Raw genomic sequence first — 3,203 nt, forward strand, 5'->3', positions numbered from 1 at the left:
GCGCAGGAGCGGCACCGGGGTGCCCAGCGCGGCCACGGTCACCGCGCCGAGGACCAGGGCCCGGCCGGCGATTCCCAGGTGTCCCCAGCTGACCAGCGTGAACGCGATCGCCGCGACGGTCAGCAGAACGCCACCGAGGAGCAGCAGCACGTTCTGGACGCTCGGCGCCGTCGCCTCGGGGCGCCGCACGGGCGGTACGGAGGGAGCGGTGGGTGCGGGCGTCGGTGCGTACAGGACGTTCAGCAGCCACGCGCGGCGCGCCAGCAGGAAGGCGCGGCGGGCGTCGAGTTGCCGCAGCTCGGAGTCGAGGACCCGCAACTCCTCGGCCGGGGACGGAAAATGGGTCATGCCCCGGAGTGTGGTCCGTGTCACGCCGTACGGCATGAGTGAAGGTACTCAGGACGTACTCAGATCCCGCGCGGAACGCCCCTGTGCAGGCACAATCCGACCATGGACTGGTGCCACTACCGCTTCCGCAGCCGCTGGGACCTGCCCGCGCCGCCCGCCGCCGTGTACGACGTGCTCCAGCGGGCCGACGACTATCCCCACTGGTGGCCGCAGGTCCGCGAGGTGATCCGGATCGACGACACCACCGGCATCATCCGGATCCGCTCGGTCCTGCCCTACGACCTCGCCTTCACCGCGCGGGAGGTGCGGCGCGACGCGGCGGCCGGGATCCTGGAGATCGAGATGACCGGTGACCTGGACGGCTGGGCCCGCTGGACGCTCACCGCCGACGGGCCCGGCACCCTCGCCCGCTACGACCAGGAAGTCGATGTCACCAAGCCCCTGCTGAGACGGCTCGCCGTGCCGGGACGGCCCGTGTTCCGCGCCAACCACGCGGTGATGATGCGGGCAGGCCGACGAGGACTCCTCGCGTACCTCGCGGCCCATGGGCAAGCGGTTTGAACCAGACCCGTCGGGACCTGTATTGTTCAGTCCGTTCCCGGGCGATTAGCTCAGTGGGAGAGCGCTTCGTTCACACCGAAGAGGTCACTGGTTCGAACCCAGTATCGCCCACCGGGTAAAGCCGGTCCGCCATGCGGACCGGCTTTTTTCATGCCGCCGCCGACAGCTCCGGACGCAGCGGCCACGCGGGGTCCACCGCCTCCTCCGTGCCGCTGCGCGCGAACCAGGCCTGCAGACCGCGTGCCTGCGCCGCGTGCCACACAGCCTGCAGCGTGTGCAGTTCGGCGGGGGAGAGACGGGCGAGACGGGTCGCGAAGCGGCGCCCCACAGCGCGGACGACGTCCATCGCCGCCTGTGCGTCGGCCCCCGCGTCGTGCGCGCCGTCCAGGACGACCTCGTAGTGCGCGCACAGATCGGTGAGGGTGCGCCGACCCTTGCGGTAACGGTCCAGATGCTTGTCCAGGACCCGCGGATCGAGGACCCGCAACGGCGTCGCCTCGAACCAGTGGTCCAGCGACGAGGCGCGATGCCGCCGCAACTCACGGTCCAGCATGGTCAGATCGAACGGCGCGTTCATGACCACCAGCGGACGGCCGCGCACCGCCTGCTCGGCCAGCGCCCTGGCTATCTCCTCCATCACCGGCGCCGGCCAGCGGCCGTCGCGCTGCAACTGCTCGTCCGTCAGCCCGTGCACCGCCGTCGCCGCGGCGGGCACCGGCACGCCCGGGTTCACCAGCCACCGCGTCACCCGGGGACGGGTGCCGGGCGCGTCCTGGACGACGACGGCGGCCGACACGATCCGGTCGGTCTCGACGTCCACACCCGTGGTCTCCGTGTCGAATGCCGCCAAGGGCCCCTCGTACCAACACGTCATAGGTTCACAACTCCTCGTTCACCCACGGCAGCTGACGTCCCGTCTTCTGCCAGTTTGGTGATACCCGGGCTGTTTGCGCCGTACGCCGGAAGGAGACAACAGAAGTACGGGTCTGCGCAGTTCAGGGGCTCGGTACAGGGACACACCAGCACTGGAAGGCTGTTGGTCATGGCCATAGCGCAGCCCGAGCGGGGCGGGCTGCTGCCCGAGCACGCGGCACCGCTCCGCGGCTCCCTCGCCACCACCGCCTGCATGGAGACCCTGCAGGTGGGCTACCTGCACGCCGTGGCCGCCGCGGCCGGCTGCTCCCTCTCCCAGCCCTTTCCGGACAACGGCATCGACTGGCACGTCAGCCACGGCTCGCCCGGTCACACCGTCGACGACGAAGTCACCATCAAGGTGCAGCTCAAGGCCACCTACCAGCTCGCGGCGAACCCGACGGGCCGGTTCTTCTCCTTCACTCTCGACAACCAGCACCTGGCGAAGCTCGCCCGCACCCCCGTCTCGGTGCACAAGATCCTGGTCGTGATGATCGTCCCCAGGTCGCAGGAACAGTGGCTGCGGGCCGGCCACGACCGGCTCGACCTGCGGCACTGCTGCTACTGGATCAACCTCGCCGGACACCCGATCACCGGTCGGAACCGCACCACCGTGCGCATACCGACCTCGCGCATCTTCGACGACCGAGCGCTCTGCGAGATCATGACGCGGGTCGGAACGGGAGGCAGACCGTGACCCACGGCCCCATCGACGACGACGGCCCCGGCCCGCCCCCTCACGGAGAGGGACCAGGCCGGCAGCCCTACGACGACGCGTCCGGCCGACGCCCGCACCGCGGGGAGACGTCGGGCCGACGCCCCTACGCCGAGGACAGGCCCATGAGTCGTCCCCATGACGCGGGCGGACCGACGAAACGTCCGTACGAGGAGGACGTGCCCGTACGCCGTCCCATCGGGGAGCCCGTACGCCCCGTGCGCCCTCACCCCGTCGAGCCCACCTGGACCCGGCCGCCCGACCCCGCCCAGGTCGACCCCGCGGTCCTCGGAGCCCTGCTGGGCCGGCACGGCTGGCAGCGACGCGGCGGAGCCGCCGGACGGTACGGCCGCTGGACCCCACCCGAGCCGGCCGGGCGGGGCATGAGTCTGCTCGTGCCCGAGAACCGGGCCTTCCCCGACAGCGACGACCTGCTCGGCGAAGCCCTCACGGCCCTGTCCCGGAGCGGCTCGCCCGCCGCGCGGGACGTGCTGACCGCCCTCGCCGTGCCCAGTGACGAGATCCACTGGTGGCGGGACGTGCCGACCGGCCCGCTGGGCACCGCCTCCTGGGTCGTCGAGGACCAACTGCGCTCGGCCGCCCGCCAGATGCTCCTCGCGGCGGCGCTGGCCACCCGCGCGCGTGCCGGCTACTACGGCGGCCGGCC

At 71.7% G+C, this 3,203-nt stretch carries 3 protein-coding genes, 1 tRNA gene and 2 pseudogenes; 4 read left to right on the forward strand and 2 right to left on the reverse strand.

Features of this window, described 5'->3' with window-relative positions; translation table 11 throughout:
* A pseudogene (locus tag AWZ10_RS23985) lies at positions 1-348 on the reverse strand (SCO7613 C-terminal domain-containing membrane protein); the annotation flags it as partial.
* A gap of 102 nt (positions 349-450) precedes the next feature.
* Between AWZ10_RS23985 and AWZ10_RS23990 the strand changes: the two are divergent.
* Positions 451-909, forward strand: a complete 459-nt coding sequence (locus tag AWZ10_RS23990; RefSeq protein ID WP_060892013.1) for an SRPBCC family protein — start codon at positions 451-453, stop codon at positions 907-909.
* Positions 910-948: 39 nt separating this feature from the next.
* Positions 949-1,020, forward strand: a tRNA-Val gene (locus AWZ10_RS23995).
* A 37-nt stretch (positions 1,021-1,057) separates the two neighbouring features.
* On the opposite strand, the gene AWZ10_RS24000 is transcribed toward AWZ10_RS23995, so the two are convergent.
* Positions 1,058-1,783 carry a 3'-5' exonuclease gene (locus AWZ10_RS24000; RefSeq protein WP_046706320.1) on the reverse strand — a complete coding sequence of 242 codons (726 nt, stop codon included), beginning with the start codon at positions 1,781-1,783 and terminating at the stop codon, positions 1,058-1,060.
* A gap of 168 nt (positions 1,784-1,951) precedes the next feature.
* Between AWZ10_RS24000 and AWZ10_RS24005 the strand changes: the two genes are divergently transcribed.
* Together AWZ10_RS24005 and AWZ10_RS24010 are read left to right on the forward strand one after the other, a co-directional pair.
* Positions 1,952-2,518 carry a DUF4365 domain-containing protein gene (locus AWZ10_RS24005; protein ID WP_046706319.1) on the forward strand — a complete coding sequence of 189 codons (567 nt, stop codon included), beginning with the start codon at positions 1,952-1,954 and terminating at the stop codon, positions 2,516-2,518.
* Between the two features lie 143 nt (positions 2,519-2,661).
* Positions 2,662-3,203: pseudogene (locus AWZ10_RS24010) on the forward strand (hypothetical protein); the annotation flags it as partial.

Origin of the sequence: Streptomyces europaeiscabiei (genome assembly GCF_001550375.1) — a bacterium.
GTDB lineage: Bacteria > Actinomycetota > Actinomycetes > Streptomycetales > Streptomycetaceae > Streptomyces > Streptomyces europaeiscabiei.